24 protein-coding genes are annotated in these 20,143 nt (G+C 67.9%); 16 read left to right on the top strand and 8 right to left on the bottom strand.

Annotation, left to right across the window (positions count from 1 at the left end; translation table 11 throughout):
- Positions 1–148: 148 nt before the first annotated feature.
- The 3 genes from MKD50_RS17400 (at position 149) to MKD50_RS17390 (ending at position 2,482) form a co-directional block, all read left to right on the top strand.
- The gene (locus MKD50_RS17400) at positions 149–535 is read left to right on the top strand and encodes a DUF488 domain-containing protein (protein WP_252667915.1); all 387 of its coding nucleotides are present in this window, start codon (positions 149–151) and stop codon (positions 533–535) included.
- Between the two features lie 66 nt (positions 536–601).
- Entirely contained in the window at positions 602–1,846 is a 1,245-nt protein-coding gene (locus MKD50_RS17395) for a nucleoside recognition domain-containing protein (protein ID WP_252667913.1), read from the top strand.
- A gap of 357 nt (positions 1,847–2,203) precedes the next feature.
- Positions 2,204–2,482, top strand: a complete 279-nt coding sequence (locus MKD50_RS17390; RefSeq protein WP_018006086.1) for a DUF1488 family protein — start codon at positions 2,204–2,206, stop codon at positions 2,480–2,482.
- A gap of 21 nt (positions 2,483–2,503) precedes the next feature.
- On the opposite strand, the gene MKD50_RS17385 is transcribed toward MKD50_RS17390, so the two are convergent.
- A complete protein-coding gene (locus MKD50_RS17385) occupies positions 2,504–2,974 on the bottom strand; it encodes a universal stress protein (protein WP_115705237.1) in 471 nt (156 codons plus the stop codon).
- A 206-nt stretch (positions 2,975–3,180) separates the two neighbouring features.
- On the opposite strand from MKD50_RS17385, the gene paaA reads away from it, so the two are divergent.
- From paaA to MKD50_RS17350, 7 genes are all read left to right on the top strand, one after another.
- Positions 3,181–4,200 carry a 1,2-phenylacetyl-CoA epoxidase subunit PaaA gene (gene paaA, locus MKD50_RS17380; protein ID WP_115705239.1) on the top strand — a complete coding sequence of 340 codons (1,020 nt, stop codon included), beginning with the start codon at positions 3,181–3,183 and terminating at the stop codon, positions 4,198–4,200.
- Positions 4,201–4,226: 26 nt separating this feature from the next.
- Entirely contained in the window at positions 4,227–4,514 is a 288-nt protein-coding gene (paaB, locus tag MKD50_RS17375; RefSeq protein WP_012354162.1) for a 1,2-phenylacetyl-CoA epoxidase subunit PaaB, read from the top strand.
- 10 nt (positions 4,515–4,524) lie between these two features.
- Positions 4,525–5,376 carry a 1,2-phenylacetyl-CoA epoxidase subunit PaaC gene (gene paaC, locus MKD50_RS17370; protein ID WP_252667911.1) on the top strand — a complete coding sequence of 284 codons (852 nt, stop codon included), beginning with the start codon at positions 4,525–4,527 and terminating at the stop codon, positions 5,374–5,376.
- A gap of 43 nt (positions 5,377–5,419) precedes the next feature.
- Positions 5,420–5,989: a 1,2-phenylacetyl-CoA epoxidase subunit PaaD gene (paaD, locus tag MKD50_RS17365; protein ID WP_115705243.1), complete on the top strand. Its 570-nt coding sequence runs from the start codon at positions 5,420–5,422 to the stop codon at positions 5,987–5,989.
- Positions 5,990–6,013: 24 nt separating this feature from the next.
- Complete coding sequence (gene paaE, locus MKD50_RS17360) at positions 6,014–7,111, top strand: 1,2-phenylacetyl-CoA epoxidase subunit PaaE (RefSeq protein WP_252667909.1); 1,098 nt, start codon at positions 6,014–6,016, stop codon at positions 7,109–7,111.
- Positions 7,112–7,306: 195 nt separating this feature from the next.
- On the top strand, positions 7,307–8,101 hold the full coding sequence (locus MKD50_RS17355; RefSeq protein ID WP_252667907.1) for a DUF1835 domain-containing protein: 795 nt from the start codon (positions 7,307–7,309) through the stop codon (positions 8,099–8,101).
- A gap of 10 nt (positions 8,102–8,111) precedes the next feature.
- On the top strand, positions 8,112–8,729 hold the full coding sequence (locus MKD50_RS17350) for a TetR/AcrR family transcriptional regulator (protein WP_115705247.1): 618 nt from the start codon (positions 8,112–8,114) through the stop codon (positions 8,727–8,729).
- Between the two features lie 27 nt (positions 8,730–8,756).
- Here MKD50_RS17350 and kefC read toward each other — a convergent pair whose 3' ends face one another.
- Together kefC and kefF are read right to left on the bottom strand one after the other, a co-directional pair.
- Positions 8,757–10,571 carry a glutathione-regulated potassium-efflux system protein KefC gene (kefC, locus tag MKD50_RS17345; RefSeq protein ID WP_115705249.1) on the bottom strand — a complete coding sequence of 605 codons (1,815 nt, stop codon included), beginning with the start codon at positions 10,569–10,571 and terminating at the stop codon, positions 8,757–8,759.
- Positions 10,568–11,122, bottom strand: coding sequence for a glutathione-regulated potassium-efflux system oxidoreductase KefF (kefF, locus tag MKD50_RS17340; RefSeq protein ID WP_240072938.1), 555 nt, complete (start codon positions 11,120–11,122; stop codon positions 10,568–10,570). Before kefF ends, kefC begins: the two co-directional genes overlap by 4 nt.
- Positions 11,123–11,453: 331 nt before the next feature.
- Here kefF and MKD50_RS17335 point away from each other — a divergent pair, with 331 nt between their 5' ends.
- Positions 11,454–12,152, top strand: coding sequence for a GNAT family N-acetyltransferase (locus MKD50_RS17335; RefSeq protein ID WP_115705253.1), 699 nt, complete (start codon positions 11,454–11,456; stop codon positions 12,150–12,152).
- A gap of 84 nt (positions 12,153–12,236) precedes the next feature.
- Here MKD50_RS17335 and MKD50_RS17330 read toward each other — a convergent pair whose 3' ends face one another.
- The 5 genes from MKD50_RS17330 to MKD50_RS17310 all read right to left on the bottom strand — a co-directional run bounded on the left by MKD50_RS17330 (position 12,237) and on the right by MKD50_RS17310 (position 16,547).
- Entirely contained in the window at positions 12,237–12,731 is a 495-nt protein-coding gene (locus tag MKD50_RS17330) for an Lrp/AsnC family transcriptional regulator (RefSeq protein WP_010813460.1), read from the bottom strand.
- A 415-nt stretch (positions 12,732–13,146) separates the two neighbouring features.
- Positions 13,147–13,755 (bottom strand): EF-hand domain-containing protein, encoded by a 609-nt coding sequence (locus MKD50_RS17325; protein ID WP_115705255.1) that lies wholly within the window; start codon positions 13,753–13,755, stop codon positions 13,147–13,149.
- A gap of 155 nt (positions 13,756–13,910) precedes the next feature.
- Positions 13,911–14,654 (bottom strand): type II secretion system protein N, encoded by a 744-nt coding sequence (locus MKD50_RS17320; RefSeq protein WP_252667905.1) that lies wholly within the window; start codon positions 14,652–14,654, stop codon positions 13,911–13,913.
- A gap of 126 nt (positions 14,655–14,780) precedes the next feature.
- Positions 14,781–16,001 (bottom strand): globin domain-containing protein, encoded by a 1,221-nt coding sequence (locus tag MKD50_RS17315; RefSeq protein WP_252667903.1) that lies wholly within the window; start codon positions 15,999–16,001, stop codon positions 14,781–14,783.
- Positions 16,002–16,094: 93 nt separating this feature from the next.
- The gene (locus tag MKD50_RS17310; RefSeq protein WP_092316581.1) at positions 16,095–16,547 is read right to left on the bottom strand and encodes an RrF2 family transcriptional regulator; all 453 of its coding nucleotides are present in this window, start codon (positions 16,545–16,547) and stop codon (positions 16,095–16,097) included.
- A gap of 244 nt (positions 16,548–16,791) precedes the next feature.
- Between MKD50_RS17310 and gspG the strand changes: the two genes are divergently transcribed.
- The 5 genes from gspG to gspK are packed head-to-tail and all read left to right on the top strand — an operon-like array spanning position 16,792 to position 19,934.
- Positions 16,792–17,253, top strand: a complete 462-nt coding sequence (gspG, locus tag MKD50_RS17305) for a type II secretion system major pseudopilin GspG (RefSeq protein ID WP_012354175.1) — start codon at positions 16,792–16,794, stop codon at positions 17,251–17,253.
- A 33-nt stretch (positions 17,254–17,286) separates the two neighbouring features.
- Positions 17,287–17,787: a GspH/FimT family pseudopilin gene (locus MKD50_RS17300; RefSeq protein WP_252667901.1), complete on the top strand. Its 501-nt coding sequence runs from the start codon at positions 17,287–17,289 to the stop codon at positions 17,785–17,787.
- Entirely contained in the window at positions 17,784–18,197 is a 414-nt protein-coding gene (gspI, locus tag MKD50_RS17295) for a type II secretion system minor pseudopilin GspI (protein ID WP_115705263.1), read from the top strand. The genes MKD50_RS17300 and gspI overlap by 4 nt, the downstream gene beginning before the upstream one ends.
- Positions 18,175–18,882, top strand: a complete 708-nt coding sequence (locus MKD50_RS17290) for a PulJ/GspJ family protein (protein ID WP_252667899.1) — start codon at positions 18,175–18,177, stop codon at positions 18,880–18,882. The genes gspI and MKD50_RS17290 overlap by 23 nt, the downstream gene beginning before the upstream one ends.
- Positions 18,879–19,934 (top strand): type II secretion system minor pseudopilin GspK, encoded by a 1,056-nt coding sequence (gspK, locus tag MKD50_RS17285; protein WP_115705267.1) that lies wholly within the window; start codon positions 18,879–18,881, stop codon positions 19,932–19,934. The genes MKD50_RS17290 and gspK overlap by 4 nt, the downstream gene beginning before the upstream one ends.
- Positions 19,935–20,143 lie beyond the last annotated feature (209 nt).

Raw genomic sequence — 20,143 nt, 5'->3', positions numbered from 1 at the left:
ACGAAATAATTCGATGACATCGGAAAGTCCTCCCGAAAGCGCGCCGGTTTGTCAGCCGCAGCACCATGATTCATGATCTGGGCTGAAGCGAACCAGGCACACCGCCGCCGCGGCCTTGCAGGGCTGCCAGACCCAAATCCGGAACCTCATGACCATCAGAATCGTAAGACTGGGTACCCCGCGCGCGGCTGACGAGGGCCTGCGCGTCGGTACGGTGCGCAGGCCGCCACGGGGCGTGCCCAAATCCGAATTCGCAAGTCGCGATTTTTACGATGTCTGGTACCCGGTGCTTTCACCATCACCCGAATTGGTCGCCGAGGCATTGCATGCGACCGATGAAAAGGAATGGCGGGCGTTCGTGCGACATTTCCGCAAGGAAATGGGCGAGCCGGTAGCCAGCCGCACGCTGGACTTGTTGGCAGCCCTGTCGCACCAGACCAATTTTTCCGTGGGCTGCTATTGCGAGGACGAAGCACGTTGCCACCGATCCGTGTTGCGCGAGCTGCTCGCCGAACGCGGGGCCGTGATCGACTGAGCTTGCCCGACATGCCGGGGTCGTCCCGGCCTTGTTCTACGTGTTCCCGCTTCCTTTCTCTGTCCGATGGCTCTGAATGTAGTCTGGCTCGGCTTCTTCCTGATTTCCTTCTCCGCCGCCTGCGTCCGCGTGGCCCAGGGCGACCTCGCCGTCTTCCCGGCGATGCTTGGCAGCCTGTTCGACAGCGCCCGCACAGCGTTCGAGATCGCGCTGGGACTGGCCGGCGTAATGAGCCTGTGGCTGGGCCTCATGCGCATCGGCGAGCGCGCCGGCGTTGTCGACGCCTTCGCCCGGCTGGTGAACCCGTTGCTGCGGCACTTCTTTCCGGGGGTGCCACAGGGCCACCCCGCGCAGGGCGCCATGATGATGAACGTGTCGGCCAATCTGCTCGGACTGGACAACGCCGCCACGCCGCTGGGCCTGAACGCGATGCGCGAGCTGCAGACGCTGAACCGTCGCCCGGACGTCGCCACCGACGCGCAGATCATGTTCATCGTGCTTAACTCTGCCGGGCTGACGCTGATTCCGACTTCGGTCATCGCCATCCGCCAGGCCATCGCGGTCAAGCAGGGGCTGGTCGGTTTCAACGCCGCCGATATCTTCTTGCCGACGCTGCTAGCCACCGGCGGCGCCTGCCTGGCCGGATTGCTGGCGGTGGCGTGGGTCCAGCGGATCAATCTGCTGCGGCCAGCGGTACTGGTGACGTTCGGACTGGTGATCGCGTTGCTTGGGGCAATGTTCGTTTGGTTGCAGCATGCGCCGCCCGAGCAGGTCGGCACCGTGACGGCGCTGGCTGGCGCCGGCTTCATCCTGTCCTTGATCACCCTCTTCCTGATTTGCGGCGCGCTGCGCCGGGTCAATGTATACGAGGCATTTATCGATGGCGCCAAGGAAGGTTTCGGCGTCGCGGTGCAAATTATTCCCTATCTGGTTGCGATCCTGATCGCCATTGGGCTGTTCCGTGCCGCGGGCTGCATGGACGTGCTGATGGGCTGGCTCATGCAAGGCTTCGCGATGCTGGGCGTCAATACCGACTTTGTTCCGGCGCTGCCGGTCGGCCTGATGAAAATCCTGTCCGGGGCGGGCGCGCGCGGGTTGATGGTCGACGTAATGACGACCTACGGCGTCGATTCGTTCCAGGGGCGCCTTGCGGCAATTATCCAGGGGTCGACAGAAACGACCTTCTATGTGCTGGCGGTCTATTTCGGCAGCATCAATGTGCGAAACACGCGCCATGCTCTTGGCTGCGCGCTGGTTGCGGACGCGGCCGGAATTGTTTGCGCCGTTGGCGCCGCATATCTTTTCCGCTGAGCGCGTCGGGCCGCCCGTCTTGTTGCCTTCTTACAACACCAATGTGCGCATCATCGTACATTGACACATTACACTTGGTGCGTCGCAACAATGCATGTATAGTGAAGTCTGTCTCCTCCACCACCTCGGTGGATTCCAACCCACGCACAACCTGCGTGGGTTTTTTTTCGCCTGGATTCGGCGCCGCCACGAGGAATTTCCGCATTGCAACAACCATGGCAAAGGCGCAAGCATGGCAGTTCAGCGGGAAATGGCCGAGGGGAACACGTCTGGACCGACCACTTGCCGCGGGGCTTTACGGAATGCGGCCTTGGCCTATATTGATTGGATACGTCCGCCGCCAGCACGAGGCACGCCATGCCAGACATCACGTTCCCTCGCAGCCTCCCCACCTACTGTGCAGCCAGCCTGACGCTGTCCTGCCCCGCGACGGTCAACGGCAGTCCCACCTTGTATTCCGTCACCGCCGAGGCGCTCGAAGCCCATTTCGGCGCGCGCTCGCCGCGCGAAGAAGACCTGGTGGCGGCCTTCACCAATAACCGCCAGCGCATCGAGCGCCTGGCAGAAAGCCTGTTCGAGCTGACCGAGGCGCGCGAAATCGTGCTACGCAGCGGCCACTTCCGCTTTGCAGGCTAAGGCGAGCAGCCGCGGGACGCTTCAATCGGCTTTCGCTTCGCCGCGCACCAGCAGCACCGGCACGGTGGACTGGCGGATCAGCGCTTCGGCCACGCTGCCCAGCACCAGCCGGCGCACGCCGCGCCGACCATGCGTGCCGATCACCAGCAGGTCAGCTCCCCATTGGCGCGCGGCCTCATTGATGGAAGCACCGATGTCGCCAGGCACCGCAGCCGCGGTCACGAGCTGGGTTTCATGCGTGACACCGGCACCAGCCAGCCGCCGCGCTGCATCCTGCAGGGCTCGCTGCCCGCTGTCCTCGAAGGCCTTCTGCAACTGGCCGGGGTCGTAGTAGCCGGCATCGAACATGGGCGTGCCGGTATCGACGACATAGAGCGCCAGCACGGTGGCTCCGCCGGGGGATGCCACGCGAATGGCTTCATCTACCGCCAGGTCTGACGTGCTGCTGCCGTCGACCGCCACCACGATCTTGCTGTATGCCGCGCTTGTCATGAGCGTACCTCCGTCGATGGAAAAAGAGATGCGGCGCGGTGGCCGCCTGTCTTGGATAGTACACATCAGGCGAAGCCGACGTCATGCGCCGCGGCAAACTCAAAGGCGGGTATGACCGCTTTAATTGACCGACCGGTCGGCTTATATATAATAGGGCCAGCCGCGCCGGACCGGATTGACGCGGCGCCCCCGCCAGAGGAGACGCTATGTACACGCAGAGTCTTGACCTGCCCGGCCAGCACGCCGAGGCAGCGCAGGCCAGCGCGCCCCCCGATGAAGCCGCCCGCCAGGCGGCGTTCGATGCGTGCATGGCCGCCGACGGCAAGATCGAGCCGCAGGACTGGATGCCGCAGGCCTACCGCAAGACCCTGGTGCGCCAGATCTCGCAGCACGCGCACTCTGAAATCGTCGGCATGCTGCCGGAGGGCAACTGGATCAGCCGGGCGCCGTCGCTCAAGCGCAAGGCCATCCTGCTGGCCAAGGTGCAGGATGAGGGCGGCCACGGCCTCTACCTGTATTCGGCGGCCGAGACCCTGGACGCCTCGCGCGACGACCTGGTCGACGCGCTGCACAGCGGCAAGGCCAAATATTCGTCGATCTTCAATTACCCGACGCTGACCTGGGCCGACGTGGGCGTGATCGGCTGGCTGGTCGACGGCGCCGCGATCATGAACCAGATACCGTTGTGCCGGTGCTCGTACGGGCCGTATGCGCGCGCCATGATCCGCATCTGCAAGGAAGAGTCGTTCCACCAGCGCCAGGGCTTCGACGCGCTGCTGGCCATGATGCGTGGCACCGACGCCCAGCGCGAGATGGTGCAGGACGCGGTCAACCGCTGGTGGTTCCCGGTGCTGATGATGTTCGGCCCGCCCGATGCGGCCTCGACCAACAGTGCCCAGACCATGGCTTGGGGCATCAAGCGCATCTCCAACGACGATCTGCGCCAGAAGTTCGTCGATGCCACCGTCGAGCAGGCGCGCGTGCTGGGCGTGACCCTGCCCGACCCCGGCCTGCAATGGAATGTCGAACGCGGCCACTACGACTACAGCCCGCTCGACTGGGATGAATTCTGGCGTGTCATCAACGGCGACGGCCCATGCAACAAGGAACGCCTGGCCACCCGCGTAAAGGCGCACGAGGACGGCGCCTGGGTGCGCGAAGCCGCGCTGGCGCACGCGGCCAAGCTGGCCGAACGCGAATCAGGCGCCGGCCGCGCCGCCGCCTGAAGCCTGAGAACGCCAAGGAGACCACGATGCAACGCAAGGAATGGCCGCTGTGGGAAGTGTTCGTGCGCAGCAAGCAGGGCCTGGAACACAAGCATTGCGGCAGCCTGCATGCCGCCGACGCGCAGCAGGCGCTGCACATGGCGCGCGACGTCTATACGCGGCGCCAGGAAGGCGTGTCGATCTGGGTGGTGCCGTCCGCGGCCATCACCGCCAGCGTGCCCGAGGAAAAGCCGGAGCTGTTCGACCCGATGGCGGACAAGATCTACAGGCACCCGACGTTCTACCAGCTGCCCGACGAAGTCAACCACATGTAAGGCTTGCACGATGACCGCGTCCCCACAGCCTGCCGTGCCTGCATCGCTCGACCACCTGCCGCCGGCGCGCACCGCCGCGCTGCGCTACGTGCTGCGCCTGGCCGACAACGCCCTGATCCTTGGCCAGCGCAATGCCGAATGGTGCGGCCATGGGCCGGTGCTGGAAGAAGACATCGCGCTGGCCAATATCAGCCTCGACCTGATCGGCCAGGCGCGGCTGCTGTATGGCCGCGCCGGTGAGCTGGAGGGCGAGCTGACCGGCCTGCCCCGCCATGAGGATGACTACGCTTACTGGCGCACCGAGCGCGAATTCCGCAACTGGACCCTTCTGGAGCTGCCGCATCGCGGGCCGCTGTCTGGCAACGCCGCAGCCGAACGCGACTACGCCGTCACCATCATGCGCAACTTCCTGTATAGCGCGCTGATGGTCGAGCTGTGGCGGGCCTTGCAGGCGAGCCAGGACGAGCACCTGGCCGCGATCGCCGCCAAGGCGATCAAGGAGGCGCGCTATCACCTGCACCATGCGGCCGGCTGGGTGGTGCGGCTGGGCGACGGCACCGAGGCCTCGCACGCGCGCATGCAGCAGGCGCTGGAACACCTGTTGCCGTATATGAACGAGTGTTTTGCGGAAGACGCGGTTGAAGGCGAGGCCGCCGCGCAGGGCATCGGCACGGTCACTGCCACGCTGCGCCCGGCCTGGGACGTCACCGTGGCCGAGACGCTGCAGGCAGCCACGCTGACCCTGCCGCCGGCCTCCGGCTTTGTCTCGGCCGGCAAGCATGGCGTGCATTCGGAACACATGAGCTATCTGCTGGGCGAGATGCAGGGGCTGGCGCGGGCCCATCCGGGCGCGCAATGGTGAGCAAACTGGTGAGCGCACGCTTCAGCGTAAAGGCTTGATCCACATGAACGTCACCGCCCTTCCATCCCATCACGTGCACGGCGCAGGCGCCACCGACGCGCGCGTCGCGCGCGCCTGGGCGGCGCTCGAGGCGGTGCCGGACCCGGAGATCCCGGTGGTGTCGATCCGCGAACTGGGCGTCCTGCGCGAGGTCGTAGCCGCGCCGGACGGCGCGTTGGAGATCGTCATCACGCCCACTTATTCCGGCTGCCCGGCGATGTCGCAGATCGGTGAGGACATCGGCCAGGCGCTGGACCGTGCCGGACTGGCGCCGTGGCGCATCCGCACCGTGCTGGCGCCGGCCTGGACCACGGACTGGATCACACCCGCCGCGCGCGAGCGCCTGCGCGAGTTCGGCATCGCGCCGCCGGGACAGTGCAATGCGCCGGCCGGGGCGCAGCCGCTGCGCTTCGTGCCGCGCGCCGCGCGTGCCGGCGCGCCTGATGTCGTGGCCTGCCCGCGCTGCGGCAGCGTCCATACGCAGGAGATCTCGCGCTTTGCCTCGACCGCCTGCAAGGCGCTGTACCGGTGCCTGGACTGCCGCGAGCCGTTCGATTATTTCAAACCCTACTGAGCCCCCGGGCCGAGCCAGGCTGCCATGACTCCACAGTTCCACCCGCTGCGCGTGGCGCAGGTGCGCCCCGAGACCGCCGACACCATCTCGATCGCGTTCGAGGTCCCGGACGCGCTGCGCGATGCCTACCGGTTTACGCAAGGCCAGTTTCTGACGCTGAAGGCACCGGTCGACGGCAAGGACCTGCGGCGCTCCTACTCGATCTGTTCGGCGGTGCAGGACTATGACGCGCATGGCGAATTGCGCGTCGCGGTCAAGCTGGTGGAGGACGGGCTGTTTTCCAGCCATTTGCACGATTCCATCGTCCCCGGGCAGGTCATCGACGTGATGACGCCCGACGGGCGCTTCCACGTGCCGCTCGATGCCGGCGCCGCGCGCCACTACGTCGCCTTTGCCGCCGGCAGCGGCATCACGCCGGTGCTGTCGCTGGTCCGCACCACGCTGCAGGCCGAGCCGCACAGCCGCTTCACGCTGGTCTATGGCAACCGCAATGTCGACAGCATCATCTTTTCCGAAACGCTGGAGGACCTGAAGAACCAGTACCTGGCGCGCTTCACGCTATACCACGTGCTGTCGCGCCAGCCGCAGGAGGTCGACCTGCTGCACGGCCGGCTCGACCACGCACGGGTGAGCGCCTTCCTGCAGACCCTGATCCCGGTCGACGACATCGACGCGGCCTTTGTCTGCGGCCCGGCCTCGATGATCGATGAGGTCGAGGCGGCACTACGCGATGCGGGCCTGGACCCGCACCGCATCCACGCCGAGCGCTTCGGGGTGCCGCTGGCACCGACCCGGCGCAAGCCGGCCGCCGCCCATGCCGCGCACGCGGACCATGCCGGCACGGCGGAGCTGGTGGTGGTGCTCGACGGCAAGCAGCACAGCATGCGCCTGCCGCTGGAGGATGCGAACGTGCTGGACACCGCGCTGGCCGCCGGGCTGGACCTGCCCTACGCCTGCAAGGGCGGTGTCTGTTGCACCTGCCGGGCCAAGGTGCTGGAAGGCAAGGTCGAGATGGAAAAGAACTACACGCTTGAGCCCTGGGAGATGGACAAGGGCTTCGTGCTCACCTGCCAGGCACGCGCGCTGACGCCGCGGGTGGTGGTCAGCTACGACGAACGCTGATCCGGGCACGCCGTCGCGTGCGTCGTCAGACAATCGCCGACATTGGCCAGCACGGGCCGTGACTACAATGGCGGCAGGCGGCGCCCTGCTGGCGCGATGCTTGCAGGCGGGTGATCAGGCGCGCGGAGCGGGCAGCTGTCGCGCCGCCGCCGCGGCGGCGCCAGCGAACCGCCCCGCCCATATACAATCACGGCCATGCAATATATCCACGTCGTCAACGGTGATGTAGCAGGCACGACCCTGCGCCAGGCGCTGGCCCAGGCGGCGCGGCCGGACCCTGTCGTGGTGCTGCGCGACGATCTCGCGGTCGGTCCGCTGGCCGACATCGACAGCACCGGGATGATCCGCTCCGGATTCTGGCAGCGCGTCGCCCCGCACACCGACATCGACTTCGCCGCCGAGATGCGCCAGGCGCTGGACCAGCTGCTGGCGCTGCGGCAGGACGACATGGAAGTGGCGATCTGGCACGGCCAGAGCGCGGCCGACCAGCTGATGCTGCGCCGGGTGGTGTTCCACCTGTACCAGGCGCCGCAGCGGATCAACGAAGTCGCGATGGACCTGCGCGAACTGGAAATGCCCGCGCAGGGCAACCTGGCGGCGATCGGCATGTACTCGCCGGCGCGGCTGGCGCGGCGCTTCTCCACCATCGCGCCGGTCTCGGTGCTGCGGCTGGGGCGCCTGGGTTACGAATGGCAGCAGAACGTCAAGGAAAACGCCGACGTGCGGCTGTGGAAGGGCAACACGCTGGTGCCGGCGGCCTACCGCACCATCGACGACATCATCATGGAGCGCGCGCCGGCTGACTGGACCCCGGCGGCGCAGGTGGTCGGCAGCGTGATGGGCGCGATCGAGGGCCTGCTGGCCAGCGACTGGTTCGTATTCTGGCGCTGCCGCGAACTGATCGCCATGGGGCAGCTGGTGCTGCGCGGCAACGCCGACTCGCTCGACACCTGTGAGCTGCGCCGCCATGCCAGCGGCGGGGGCGAATAAACAAGAATATATGGCCCGTACCAAGGCACCCGATTTCGAGGCGCAGCGCGAGCAGATCCTGGACCTGGCCGCCGCCGCCTTTGCCAACAGCAGCTACCCCAGCACCTCGATGGCCGACCTGGCCGCCGCCTGCGGCACTTCCAAGGCGCGGCTGTACCACTACTACGAGAGCAAGGAAGCGATCCTGTTCGACCTGCTGGACCGCTACACGCGCCGGCTGATGCTGCTCGTCACCGAGGTCGAAGCCGATGCCGAGCGCCATGCGCGCACCGACAAGGACGCCTTCGGCAACCTGATCCGCGCCTTCCTGGCGGAATACGAGACTTCGCAGACGCGCCATATCGCGCTGATCAACGACGTCAAGTTCCTGGCCGAGACCCAGCGCGACCTGATCCTGGGCCGCGAGCGCGACGTGGTCGCGGCGTTCTCGCGGCTGCTGCGCCGCGCCTACCCGGAGCGCGTCACGCGCGAGAACCAGACCGCGCTGACCATGACCATCTTCGGCATGATCAACTGGACCTTCACCTGGCTCAAGCCGGGCGGCCGGCTCTCGTACGCCGACTTTGCCGAGATGGTGGTCGACCTGCTCGAAGGCGGCCTGCCGGGCCGCGTTGCCGCCGGCCGCTAGGCCAGCCACGCCGGGCCACGCCCGCGCCTACATCCACTCGGCCTCTTCGCGCTGGCGCCGCTGCTCGCGGTCCTGGCGGAACATCTCTTCCAGCTCGTCGCGCGCCTGGCGCGCCAGCGAAACCAGCTTCTTCTGGTCGGTGTAGTGCGGGTAGAAGCGGTCGATCGCCTCGATGTTGTGGCGGCGGAACCGCAGCGCCACGTTGCGTGCCTCGCCGGGGTCGAAGCCCAGCCCTTCCAGCACGCGCCGGCCCAGCATCAGCGAGCCCTCGAACATCTCGCGCTCGAACAGTTGCACGCCGCGGTCCTTGAGCTGGTAGACATGCGAGACGTGGCGCGCGCGGGCGTAGATCTGCAGATCGGGGAAGCGCTCGCGCACGCGGTCGATCAGCGCCAGGCTGTCGTCCATGCTGTCGATGGCCACGACCAGGATGCGCGCGTCGGCAATGCCGGCGGCCTCCAGCAGGTCCAGCCGGGTGGCGTCGCCATAGAAAACCTTGAAGCCGTACTGGCGCAAAAATTCGATCTGGTCCGGATCGTGGTCCAGCACCGTCACGCCCACGCCCTGGGTGTACAGCAGGCGGCCGATGATCTGGCCGAAGCGCCCGAAGCCGGCGATCAGCACCGGGTTGTGCTGCGGCGTGATGACTTCGTCCGGCCGCGCCTTGCCGGCGCCGATGCGGGGCGCCACCAGCCGGTCATAGACCAGCAGCAGCAACGGCGTGGCCACCATCGACAGCGCCACCACCAGCACCAGCAAGGCCTCGGTCTCGCGCGGCAGCAGCCGGGCGCCGCCGGCAACGCCGAACACCACGAAAGCGAATTCCCCGCCCTGCGAGATCAGCAGCGCGAACAGCAGGCGCTGGCCGCGGGCAATCGCAAAATACCGCGCCAGCAGCGCCAGCACCGCGGTCTTGGCGACCACGAAGGCCGCTACCAGGCCCAGTACCAGCCAGGGCGAGCGCGCCAGCACGGCAAAGTCGATCGACATCCCGACCGCCATGAAGAACAGCCCCAGCAGCAGGCCCTTGAACGGCTCGAGGTCGGCCTCGAGCGCGTGGCGGTATTCCGAATCGGCCAGCAGCACGCCGGCCAGAAAGGTGCCCAGCGCCATCGACAAGCCCACCGCGTCCATCATCAGCGCGATGCCGACCACCAGCAGCAGCGCAAAGGCGGTGAACATCTCGCGCATGTCGGTGCGGGCGATAAACCGCAGCGCCGGCCGCACCAGGTAGCGGCCGCCGGCCACCACCGCGCCGATCACCGCCACCGCCTTGCCGGCCGCGAGCCAGCCGGCCGCGCCGGTGCCGGCCCCTGCGGCGCCCTGCGTGGCCAGCAGCGGCAGCAGCGCGATCATCGGGATCGCGGCGATGTCCTGGAACAGCAGGATGCCGAAGCTGGCGGCGCCCGCCGGCGTGCCGAACAGGTTGCGCTCGGTCAGCGTCGCCAGTGCGATCGCGGTGGACGACAGCGCGAGCCCCAGCCCAGCCACCAGCGCCACCTGCCAGGGTGCGCCCGCAAGCGCCGCGGCCCCGCCGATCACCAGCGCGCAGGCGGCAAGCTGCGCGCCGCCGTAGCCAAAGATGCTACGCCGCAGCGCCCACAGCTTGCGCGGCTCCAGCTCCAGCCCGATCACGAACATCATCAGCACCACGCCGAATTCGGAGAAGTGCAGGATCGATTCGACATCGGTCACCAGGCGCAGCGCGAACGGGCCGATCGCCGCCCCGGCCAGCAGGTAGCCCAGCACCGCGCCCAGGCCGCCGCGCCGCGCCAGCGGCACCGCCACCACCGCCGCGACCAGGAACACCAGCAGCGCAATCAGGAAGTCATGCTGGTTCATGCCTGCACCTCCGCCGGCGCCGGGTGGGTGCCCAGCCGCCCACAGACATGGGCGATATGGTCGGCCAGTGCCTGCGCGTCGGCATTGTTGGCGTCGTGCAGCACCACCGGCGGCAGCCACGTCATGCCGCACAGCAGAGCGGTCTGCTCCAGCGGCAGCAGGAACTCGGCGATCGGGTGGCCATGCGTGCCGTCCGGCCCGTACGCGTCGGCCGTGCCCCCGGTGCTGACCACCGCCAGCAGCGACTTGCCGCGCAGCGCGGTGCCGCCCGGGCCATAGGCCCAGCCCGGTTCCAGCACTTCATCCAGCCACAGCTTGAGCAGGGCCGGCACGCTGTACCAGCGCACGGGAAACTGCAGCACGATGGTGTCCGACACCGACAGCACCCGCTGCTCCGCCACGACATCGATGTCGTAGTCGACATAGCTGCGGTAGAGGTCGCGTACCTGCACCTGCGGCAGCGCGTCCAGCGCGTCGGCCAGCGGCCGGTTCACGCGCGAGCGGCTGGGCGTCGGGTGCGCGTAGATCACAACGATGGGGGGCTCGGTCATTGAAAGACGTCGGCGGTGGCTGGGTGATGGGAAAATTCTGCGGGATGCCGATGAATTGTCGCGTTGCACCAAATCCACACCTGACGGTGCGCAACAATTCATCACATTTTTTTAAGTTGTTGTTTTGATTGGATTTAATTTCGCGCTGTGGTCGCAAGCGTTTCTGCTGCAGCGCAGGAAGCTTACGTCAAACTGACAATTCCACTACAATACTTTTCGTGCTGCATCAAGCTGGTGTTTCCCCGAGTCTGGCACGGTTTCGGGTAAAAGTGCCTGGAAAAACACCGCCGCAGTGCTATTTTTTTATCTGACTGCATCGGAAGGAATCATCGTGAACCCGCTCGAACTGAGCAAGGCCGTCGGCGCACTGACCGACGAAGATCTGCGCAAGGCAGCCGAAGCCGGCCAAGCCGCCCACCGCGCCACCGTCCTGGTGCGCGAGCTGTCGGCCCACCACCGCTCGCGCCTGCTGAAGCATTTCCTCGCCCTCGGCGAGGAGGATCGCCTGCTCCGTTTCGGCCAGTCGGTGGGCGACCACGTGATCGAGGCCTATGTCGACAGCATCGACTTCGACCACGACAGCGTCTTCGGCGTCTACGACGACAAGCTCGAGCTGATCGGCGTCGGCCACTTCGCCAACCTGCGCGACAACGCCCAGGGTCGCGTGGCGGAGTTCGGCGTGTCGGTGTCCGGCAGCGCCCGGGGCCGCGGCATCGGCAGCGCGCTGTTTGAGCGTGCCGCCATCCATGGCCGCAATACCAGCGTGCGCACGCTCTACATGCACTGCCTGTCGCGCAACGCCGCGATGATGCATATCGCCAAGAAGGCCGGCATGAAGGTCCAGTATGCCTACGGCGAAGCCGACGCCTACCTGGAACTGCCGCCGGCGGACACCGCGAGCCGCCTGAGCGAGGCACTGGACGAGCAGCTCGCCGACCTGGACTACGCGGTGCGCCGCAACCTGCGCGACGCACGCCGTTTCGGCCTGCGCTTCTGGCGCACCATGGTGCCGCAAAAGCATACCGCCTGAAGCCCTCTCGGTTCGCACGGCATCGACAAAAACGGCGCATCGCAACGATGCGCCGTTTTGCCTTGCCGGCCGGGGCCGCGCCGCTCAGGCCGCGCCGCCCACCGGCAGCGCCGTGGTGTCCTTGATGCTTTCCAGCGCAAAGCTCGAGCGCACGTCGATCACCGATGGATGCGCCAGCAGCTGTTCCTGCATGAAGCGCGCAAAGTGCTCCATGTCCTCGACATAGACCTTGAGCAGCAGGTCCATCTCGCCGGTCATGGCATGGCACGCCGCCACTTCCGGCCACACGGCGATCGAGGCGCGGAACAGGTCCAGCGGAGCCTTGCCCTTGGGCGCGCCGCCATGCTTTTCCAGCCGCACATTGATATAGGCCAGCAGGCCGAGCCCGATCTTGTTGGGCTCAAGCAGTGCCGCGTACTGCCGGATCACGCCGATCTCTTCCAGCCGCCGGATGCGGCGCAGGCAGGGGCTGGGCGACAGGTTCACGCGCTCGGCCACCTCCAGGTTGGTCAACCGGCCGTTGGTCTGCAGCACTTCCAGGATCTTCCGGTCGATCTTGTCCAACTCCACCTTGCTCACGATATTGTTGCTCCGCAATATGTTTATTGGCAATTTTTTTGCGCAAATTTAGCAAGCCGTGCACAAGTACGCAATTTTTTGTGAAATTACATCCGATCCACGCCCGATTTTGTGGGGTGGGCGGCCTTATCGGTCACTCGCGCGTCAGCCGTTCGGGCCGGGCAAATCCCAGTCTGGCGGCGCTGCCCGGGTGTCGCAGACGCGCGCTGACCGGAGAACGGGCGAGGTGGTGCGCAAGGTTCCGGCAAACAGGGGAAGCGGCATTCTACGGGCGTTTGCGTCCGCGCCAGTGCGTTCCTGCCCCGGAGCGCTGCACGATGTCCGCTGAACGGACAAAAAAAGCGCGCGGCCCTCAGGCTCGCGCGCTTGGTCGGTATGCTGGCAGCGGCGCTGGGGCGGCGCTACCGGGGACCGTTCAGCCGCCGCTGGTCGACGGCGCTGCCGGGTTGGCGGGCGCCGGCTGGTTGTCCGGCGCGGCCTGGCCACGCGGGCCGCGTTCGCCACGATGGGGACGGTCGCGGTGCATCTTCTCCATGCCGGCGCGGATTTCGTCGCGGGTCAGCTTGCCGTCGCGGTTGGCGTCGAGCTGGTCGAAGCGCCTGGCCAGGCGCGGCAGGCCGGCGTTGGCCTCGGCCTTGGTCAGCGCGCCGTCACCGTTCTTGTCCGCGGCCTTGAACTTCTCGTCGAAGGCGGCCTGCATGCGCGCGTGGTGCTCGGCCATCGCGGCCTTGCGCTGGGCGTCCATCTCGGCCCTGTCGATCTTGCCGTCGCGGTTGGTGTCGAGCTTGTTGAACCACGCGTCGGCCTCGGCCTTGGAAATGGCGCCGTCGCCATCGGTATCGATCGCCTTCATCCACATGCCGCCACCGTGGTGGTGGTGGTGGCCCATGCCGGGCTTGCCGGCCGGCGCTGCGCCCGGTGCAGCCGGAGCGCTGGCCTGGGCAAAGGCGCCGCCGGCGACCAGCAGCGCGGCCGAGGCGGCCAGGAACTGTTTCAGGATCTGCGGCTTGTGATTGCGTTGCATGTCTTGCTCCTTTTCATCACGTTGGGCGTGTACGGATTAGAACGCAGACGATGCAGCTAAGTTGGCGCTTTTAATACGATGTTACCCGCCTCACAGAAAGGCGGGAGCGGCGTAAGGGAACGCAAGCAAGCGCGAATATTCGGCGCGTCGGCGGCCTAGGGCTGCCCTTTCGGCGCCATCTGGCCTTCATCGGCCGCCTCAGGCGACATCCCCGGTTGGTATTGGCGCGGATCGACAGGCTGAGGTTGGGGCTGCGCTGGCTGAACCGGCTGGGGCTGGGCTTGCTGCGCCGTTGGCTGGGCCTGAGCTTGCGGCTGCGGCTGGCCGCGCGGCGGCTGGGCCGGTGCGGGCTGCGCAGCGGCCTGCGCAGGCGGCGGCATGGGCGTTGCCATGGGCGCCGCCGCGCCGGCGGGCGGCGTCGGCAGCGGGCTGGCGGCACGCGGTGCACCGCGCGTGGCAGCCGCCTGCAGTGGCAGGGCAATCTCCTGACGCACGCCATTGCGCTCGATCACCACGCCGCGCTGGCGCACTTCCACCAGCCGGATCTGCGGCGCCAGGTCGGCACCCATGCGCACCGCCTTGGCCGGGCCACCATCGATGGAGACGATCGCCGCGCTGGCGCCACCGCCGAGCTCGGCCACCACGCCGAGCAGCTGCACATTGCTCGGGCCGGCCTGGGCCGAGCCACCGAACAGCGTCGCGATCGCGCCGGTCTCGACGGCCTCGGTCTGCGCCACGCGCGCGCTCTTGGGCACCGGGATGGTCCGCATTGCACTGAACGTCAGCACCCAGTAGGTGACCAGCGCGCACAGCGCGATAAACAGCGCCACGCTGGCCAGGCGCGGCAGCCACAGCGCGGAGGCATCGAAGCGGAACGAAGGCCGGAGGGACAATTGCATGGATCGGGACCCTGGATACCCGCCGCGGCGGGTCATGGCGCGAGAGCGCGGACGCGCCAAGCGTACCAGAGCCCCATGACGCTGTCTGCCGCGCCGGCGATGCTGCCGCCGGCCCGGCGGGGGCGCTTAAAGCAGGTCGTCCAGCAGGTCGGGGCCGAACACTTCACGCTCGATATGCGCCACCGGCACGCCCGCGCTGAGCAGCGCGTGCCGCTGCGCCTGCATGAAGCCAAGCGGCCCGCACAGGTAGAAGCGGCCATCGAGGAAGCGTTGCAGTTCGGGCTGGCGCAGCATCTCGGCCAGCGGCATGGTGCCGGGGTGGTCGTAATCGCGGCCCGCAACGTCTTCCGCTCGCGGGAACTCATAGCTGATGTGCGTGACCAGCCCCGGCAGGCGCTCGCGCGCCCATTCCAGGTCGGCGCGATGGGCATGGTGGCGGCCGTCGCGGGCAGCGTGGGCGAACAGCACCGGCCGTTGCGAGCCTTGCGCGGCCAGCGTGCGCAGCACCGACAGCATCGGCGTGATGCCGATCCCGCCCGACAGCAACACCAGCGGACGGCGGCTTTCCAGCGCCGGCGTGAACTCGCCGAACGGCGCGCTCACCTTCAGCTCCGCCCCCTCGTGGGCGTTGGCATGCAGCCAGTTGGACACCGCACCGGCCGGCGTGGCCTGGTCGCCGTCCTCGCGCTTGACCGAGATGCGCCAGGTCGGCAGGCCGGCCTCGGCCGACAGCGAATACTGGCGCAGCTGGCGCGTGCCGTCGTCCAGGCGCGCCTCGACGCTGATGTACTGGCCCGGGCGGAATTCGCGCAGCGGCTGGCCGTCGGCCGCGGCCAGCGTCAGCGCCACCACCTGGCCGCCCTGCGCCTCGCGACGCACCACGCGCACCGTCATCAGTTCGCCGGCGGCCACGCCGGTGCGCTGGTACAGGCGTGCCTCGGCGGCGATCAGCTCGCCTGCCAGCAACCAGTAGGCCTCGTCCCAGGCCGCCAGCAGCGGCGGCGTGGCGGCTTCGCCCAGCACCGCGGAGATCGCGCCGAGCAGGTGGCGGCCGACGATCGGGTAGTGCGCGGGCGTGATGCCGACCGCCGCATGCTTGTGCACGATGCGCTCGACCACCGGTCCCAGGGCCGCCGCGTTGTCGATGTTGGCCGCGTAGGCGAACACGGCCGACGCCAGCGACTGCTGCTGGCTGCCGTTGGCCTGGTTGCCCATGTTGAACAGCTGGGTCAGCTCGGGCCGGTCGGCGAACATCTCGCGGTAGAAATGCGTGGTGATGGCCAGGCCATGCTCGCGCAGCACGGGCACGCTTGCATCGATATAGGGGCGGGAAGCGGCGGACAGCATCAGGTATCACTCCGTTTTATTCATGCAGCAAAGATGCATGTTTTTGGACAACAAAAAACCGGCATTCGCCGGCCTCGCGCGGATCCCATCCGCTCAGGCCGAACGCCGGTTCAGGAAATCACGATGCAGGCGGATGATCGATTCGGCAGTGTGGCTGCCGGTGACATCGGCCAGCGTGACGTCGTCGAGCGCGCGGTAGAAGGCTTGCTCGGCCACGTCCAGCGCGCGCTTCAGGTGGCAGTTGCCGTTCAGCGCGCAGGGCGGGTTGTCGCAGTCGATCACCGGCCGGTGCCCTTCCAGCTCGCGCAGGATGGTGCCGATAGTGAGGCGCTCGGCACCGGGGCCCAGCTGCAGGCCGCCATGGCGGCCGCGCGTGGCGCTGACCCAGCCCAGCTTCGACAGCCGCGCCGCCACCTTGACCAGGTGGTTGTGCGAGATGCCGAACTGCTGGCCCACCTCGGCGATCGTGATCGGCCGGCTGCCGTCGCCACGGGCGACGTACATCAACAGGCGCAGCGCGTAGTCGGAGAAGCGGGTCAATTGCATCGTGGCGTCATGTTAAAAAAGATGCATCCTGGATGCAAGTTATTTTTTTACCCGGCGTGCTACGGTTCGGGATCCGCCAGAAAGCGCCGGCCACCATTGTGATTCATAACAGACTTTGCTGCAGCCCCATCCAGGGCTGCCCATAAAAGAGTCATAAGGCGCCGGTTATACTGATTGGCGAAACCGGCCCCGCCAGCGAACTGGCGCGGGTCCCGCCATTCCAGCAACGAGGTCTTAACCAACAATGCGCAGATTCACTTCCCAGCTTGCCCGCCCCGCCCGTCCTGCCCGCCGCGCGCGCGGCTTTACCCTGATCGAGATCATGGTCGTGATCGTGATCCTCGGCGTGCTGGCGGCACTGGTGGTGCCCAAGATCATGAGCCGTCCGGACGAAGCCCGCATCGTCGCGGCGCGTCAGGATATCTCGTCGATCATGCAGGCGCTCAAGCTGTACCGCCTCGACAACAGCCGCTATCCGACCACCGAGCAGGGCCTGGGCGCGCTGGTGGCCAAGCCTACCACCGAGCCGGTGCCCAACAACTGGAAGGGCGGCGGCTACCTGGAGAAGCTGCCCAAGGATCCGTGGGGCCATCCGTACCAGTACCTGAACCCCGGCGTGCGCGGCGAAATCGACGTGTTCAGCTTCGGTGCCGACGGCCAGGCCGGCGGCAACGCCAACGACGCCGATATCGGCAACTGGGAGTAAGCGCCCCTGCCGCCCGCCCTTGCCGCTTCCCTGATGACCACGGCGCCGCGCCGCCGCGCCCCCCGGCAGCGGCACTCCGGCTTTACGCTGCTGGAACTGCTGGTGGTGATGGTGATCGCCGGCATCGTGATCTCGCTGGTCGCGGTCAATGCCGCGCCCAACGAGCGCGGCCGCGTACTTGACGACGGCCAGCGCATCGCGCGGCTGTTCGAGCTGGCGCAGGAAGAAGCGCAACTGGGCGCGCGCCCGCTCGCCTGGGAAGGCGACGCCGGCGGCTGGCGCTTCCTCGAGTCGACTCCCAACGGCTGGATCCCCTTGCGCACCGACGTGTTCGCGCCCGGCACCTGGCGCCTGGCGCTGGACCAGGTCATCGTCGCCGAGGGCGGCCGCAGCACCGGCACCAACAGCCCGCCGCGGCTGATTTTCGGGCGCGAGCTGATCGATGCTCCGCAGCGCCTGGTGCTGGTGCGCGGCGATATCCGCGTCGACGTGGCCGGCGACGGCAGCGGCCGCTATTTCGCCAGCACGCCATGACGCGCCCGCGCTTGCCCGCACGCCGACGCGCCCGCGCGGCCGGCTTCACGCTGATCGAAGTGCTGGTGGCGCTGACCATCCTGGCGGTGGCGCTGACCGCGGCGATGCGGGCGATGGGCTCGATGGTCGATGCCAGCGCGTCGCTGCAGACCCGCATGCTGGCCGAATGGAGCGCCGAGAACCACCTGGCCTCGCTGCGCCTGGCCAAGACCTGGCCCGAACCCGGCGTCAGCGGCTATGCCTGCCCGCAGGGCGGCACGCCGCTGTACTGCGAGCAATCCGTGTCGGCCACGCCCAACCCGGTGTTCCGCCGTGTCGAGATCGCGGTCTATCCGTCGGCCACCGACAAGTCGGTGCGGCTGGCGTGGCTGGTCACTATCGTTCCCAATGAAATCCGCAACGTGCTCTGAGCGCCGGCGCGGGCGCACACCGGCCGGCGGCTTCACGCTGCTGGAAATGCTGGTCGCCATCACGCTGCTGGCGGTGATGGCCGTGATCGGCTGGCGCGCGCTGGACAGCCTGACGCGCAGCCGCGAACGGCTGATCGACCATGACGCCCGGCTGGATGCGCTGAAGGTGCTCTATGGCCAGCTGCAGGCCGATTGCGAGCACCTGGCCAGCCCCACGCTGCTGCAGGGCAGCCCGGTCGAGATCGGCCAGAACCGCGTGCTGCTGGTGCGCGACCGCCGCGATGAAGGCCAGCCGCCGGCATGGCAGGCGCTGTCGTACCAGCTTGATGGCAACACGCTGGTGCGCGTGGCCGCGCCGCCGGTGAGCAACCGCGCCGCGCTACAGTCGTCGCTGCTGGCGCTGCGCCAGGGCGGGGGCAACAACGCGCAGGTGCGGCGCGTGCTGGGCAACGTCGACGGCATGAGCGCGCGCGCCTGGGTCGAACCCGGCGGCTGGCAGGCCGATAGCAACCGCATCCGCAACGTGCTGTTCAGCGGCAACGCGGCCAGCGCGGTGCAAGCGTCGGAGGTCGGCGCGGCGGTGCCCAATACCGCGGTGCGGGCGGTGGAACTGACCATCCTCGCCCGCATGGGCGACGGCGACGCGCCGCGGCAGTTCCAGAAGATCTGCATGTCGGGGCTATGACGCACGCCCGCCGCCCCCTCCGCCCCCTCCGCTTCAGGCCTTTGCGCCGCGCGCGCGGCGCCGCCGTGGTCACCGCGCTGCTGATGGTGACGCTGGCCGTGGTGGTGGTGTCGGGCATGCTGTGGCGGCAGCAGGTGCAGATCCGCGCCATCGAGAACCAGCGTTTGCTGGCCCAGGCCACCTGGATCGAGCGCGCCGCGGTCGACTGGGCGCGGCTGATCCTGCGCGACGACCAGCGCCGCAGCAACGTCGACGAGCTGGGCGAGCCGTGGGCGGTGCCGATCGCCGAGACCCGCCTGTCGGATTTCCTGGGAGCGTCGCTGCGCACCGACGTTGCGGGCGAGACCTCGTTCCTGTCCGGGCGCATCCTCGATGCGCAGGCGCGCTTCAACCTTGCCAACCTGGTGACATGGTCCGCCACCGGCGGCCAGGGCGCGCCGGTCGGGCGCGTTGCCAACATCGACCAGTCGGCGCAGGCCGCCTATGGCCGGCTGCTGCGCACCGTGGGCCTGAACCCGGCGCTGGCCGAGTCCACCGCGCGCCACATGCTGCAGGCCGCGCAGGGTGGCCACGGCGGCGAGGGCTCGGGCCGGCAGGCGCCGCGCCCGCTCGACAGCGTGCAGGGCCTGCTGGCGCTGCCCGGCTATACGCCCGAGATGGTGGCGGTGCTGGAGCCCTTCTTGATCGTGCTGCCCGAGCGCACCCTGGTCAATGCCAACACCGCCGAGGCCGAGGTGCTGGCCGCGATGATCGACAAGCTGCCGCTGGAACGCGCGCGCGAGCTGGTGCGCCAGCGCGACCGCGCCTACTTCAACAACATCGGCAACCTGCAGACGCAGCTGTCCGCGCTGGCGCCGCAAGCGAGCAGCGGCAACCTGGGCAACCTGCTCGACGTGCGCTCGCATTACTTCCTGGTCTACGGGCTGGTGCGGCACGAGCGCGCCAGCCGGCTGCAGGTGTCGCTGATCTACCGCGGCGAACCGCTCGGTGCGGCCAACACCACCCGCGTGGTCTGGATCCAGGAGGCGGACCGGCTGCCGGACCTGCGCTGAGCATGGCAAGGCGGCCTGGCACACATATGAAAACAGCACACCGTAGCAACCGGGGAGAATGGTATTGACGCGGTTTTGTCACGCAGGCAAGGTATGCTGCGGCGCTGGCGCGAGCCTGGCACCAGCCCGCTCGCCGCTGATCGGCCTCCCAGGCCGCCCGCCGGCATCCCCGCACTCCGGCAAGTTTCCTGCGCCGGGGCGCTCCCGGG

This window comes from Cupriavidus mimosae (assembly GCF_023952485.1).
In the GTDB taxonomy this organism is placed as follows: domain Bacteria; phylum Pseudomonadota; class Gammaproteobacteria; order Burkholderiales; family Burkholderiaceae; genus Cupriavidus; species Cupriavidus taiwanensis_C.
This window is presented reverse-complemented; position numbering and strand designations above follow the sequence as displayed.

Excerpts from the sequence above, each read along its gene's own strand:
- MKD50_RS17400 (WP_252667915.1), top strand. The coding sequence starts at position 149 with ATGACCATCAGAATCGTAAGACTGGGTACCCCGCGCGCGGCTGACGAG.
- MKD50_RS17395 (WP_252667913.1), top strand. The coding sequence starts at position 602 with ATGGCTCTGAATGTAGTCTGGCTCGGCTTCTTCCTGATTTCCTTCTCC.
- MKD50_RS17390 (WP_018006086.1), top strand. The coding sequence starts at position 2,204 with ATGCCAGACATCACGTTCCCTCGCAGCCTCCCCACCTACTGTGCAGCC.
- MKD50_RS17385 (WP_115705237.1), bottom strand. The coding sequence starts at position 2,974 with ATGACAAGCGCGGCATACAGCAAGATCGTGGTGGCGGTCGACGGCAGC.
- paaA (WP_115705239.1), top strand. The coding sequence starts at position 3,181 with ATGTACACGCAGAGTCTTGACCTGCCCGGCCAGCACGCCGAGGCAGCG.
- paaB (WP_012354162.1), top strand. The coding sequence starts at position 4,227 with ATGCAACGCAAGGAATGGCCGCTGTGGGAAGTGTTCGTGCGCAGCAAG.
- paaC (WP_252667911.1), top strand. The coding sequence starts at position 4,525 with ATGACCGCGTCCCCACAGCCTGCCGTGCCTGCATCGCTCGACCACCTG.
- paaD (WP_115705243.1), top strand. The coding sequence starts at position 5,420 with ATGAACGTCACCGCCCTTCCATCCCATCACGTGCACGGCGCAGGCGCC.
- paaE (WP_252667909.1), top strand. The coding sequence starts at position 6,014 with ATGACTCCACAGTTCCACCCGCTGCGCGTGGCGCAGGTGCGCCCCGAG.
- MKD50_RS17355 (WP_252667907.1), top strand. The coding sequence starts at position 7,307 with ATGCAATATATCCACGTCGTCAACGGTGATGTAGCAGGCACGACCCTG.
- MKD50_RS17350 (WP_115705247.1), top strand. The coding sequence starts at position 8,112 with ATGGCCCGTACCAAGGCACCCGATTTCGAGGCGCAGCGCGAGCAGATC.
- kefC (WP_115705249.1), bottom strand. The coding sequence starts at position 10,571 with ATGAACCAGCATGACTTCCTGATTGCGCTGCTGGTGTTCCTGGTCGCG.
- kefF (WP_240072938.1), bottom strand. The coding sequence starts at position 11,122 with ATGACCGAGCCCCCCATCGTTGTGATCTACGCGCACCCGACGCCCAGC.
- MKD50_RS17325 (WP_115705255.1), bottom strand. The coding sequence starts at position 13,755 with ATGCAACGCAATCACAAGCCGCAGATCCTGAAACAGTTCCTGGCCGCC.
- MKD50_RS17320 (WP_252667905.1), bottom strand. The coding sequence starts at position 14,654 with ATGCAATTGTCCCTCCGGCCTTCGTTCCGCTTCGATGCCTCCGCGCTG.
- MKD50_RS17315 (WP_252667903.1), bottom strand. The coding sequence starts at position 16,001 with ATGCTGTCCGCCGCTTCCCGCCCCTATATCGATGCAAGCGTGCCCGTG.
- MKD50_RS17310 (WP_092316581.1), bottom strand. The coding sequence starts at position 16,547 with ATGCAATTGACCCGCTTCTCCGACTACGCGCTGCGCCTGTTGATGTAC.
- gspG (WP_012354175.1), top strand. The coding sequence starts at position 16,792 with ATGCGCAGATTCACTTCCCAGCTTGCCCGCCCCGCCCGTCCTGCCCGC.
- MKD50_RS17300 (WP_252667901.1), top strand. The coding sequence starts at position 17,287 with ATGACCACGGCGCCGCGCCGCCGCGCCCCCCGGCAGCGGCACTCCGGC.
- gspI (WP_115705263.1), top strand. The coding sequence starts at position 17,784 with ATGACGCGCCCGCGCTTGCCCGCACGCCGACGCGCCCGCGCGGCCGGC.
- MKD50_RS17290 (WP_252667899.1), top strand. The coding sequence starts at position 18,175 with ATGAAATCCGCAACGTGCTCTGAGCGCCGGCGCGGGCGCACACCGGCC.
- gspK (WP_115705267.1), top strand. The coding sequence starts at position 18,879 with ATGACGCACGCCCGCCGCCCCCTCCGCCCCCTCCGCTTCAGGCCTTTG.